General features: G+C 70.4%; 1 pseudogene. It reads left to right on the top strand.

Going from position 1 to position 875, the window contains the following annotated elements:
• Nucleotides 1-54 precede the first annotated feature (54 nt).
• Nucleotides 55-875: pseudogene (locus ACTWP8_RS38190) on the top strand (transposase); the annotation flags it as partial.

Genomic DNA, 875 nt, shown 5'->3' with positions numbered 1-875 from the left:
GGGAAGGGGCTTGTCGAAGGCTCTGTCCGCCGCAGGAAAGAAGGCACTCTCCAGGTGAAGAAGCGTATCGGGTCCTACCCGCGTGTCCGTGTCGAGGGCGGCGGTCATGGGGTGGTCACTCAGGCCGCGGCCATGCTGCGTTGGAGACGGTCCGCAAGACAGGGCTGGATCAGGCGATATCGGCGGCACTGGCGCCGTGGCGCAAGGCGCGGGCGGTGCACGATCCGGGCAAGATCCTGCTGGATGTGGCGCTCGCGGTCGCGCTCGGCGGGGACGGCCTCGCGGATGTGGGCATGCTGCGGGCCGAGCCAGGCGTGTTCGGGCCGGTGGCCTCCGACCCGACGGTCTCCCGGCTCATCGACACGCTGGCCGGGAGCGGACCGAAGGCGCTGGCGGCAATCCGCGCCGCGCGGGCCGAAGTGCGCGAGTACGTTTGGCAGTTGGCCGGTCCGTCGGCGCCGGATGCGGGCGGGCAGGTGATCGTGGACCTGGACGGGGTGCTGGTGATCGCTCACTCCGAGAAGCAGGACGCCGCCGCGACCTGGAAGAAGACGTTCGGACACCACCCGATCATGGCCTTCGCCGACCACGGCAGCGGTGGCAGCGGGGAGCCGGTGGCGGGTCTGCTGCGGCCGGGCAACGCGGGGAGCAACACCGCTGCCGATCACATCGAAGCCGCCCAACTGGCGCTGGCCCAGCTGCCGAAGACCTACCGGCGCGGGCGGCGGACGCTGATCCGTACCGATTCCGGTGGCGGCACGCATGAGTTCGTGGCCTGGCTCATCAAGCGCGGGAGGTGGCTGTCGTACTCGGTCGGCATGACCATCACCGAGGCCATCCATCAGGCCGTCCTCAAGGTGCCGGCCTCCACGTGG

This window comes from Streptomyces sp. 7N604 (assembly GCF_052245475.1).
Taxonomy (GTDB): domain Bacteria; phylum Actinomycetota; class Actinomycetes; order Streptomycetales; family Streptomycetaceae; genus Streptomyces.
This window is presented reverse-complemented; position numbering and strand designations above follow the sequence as displayed.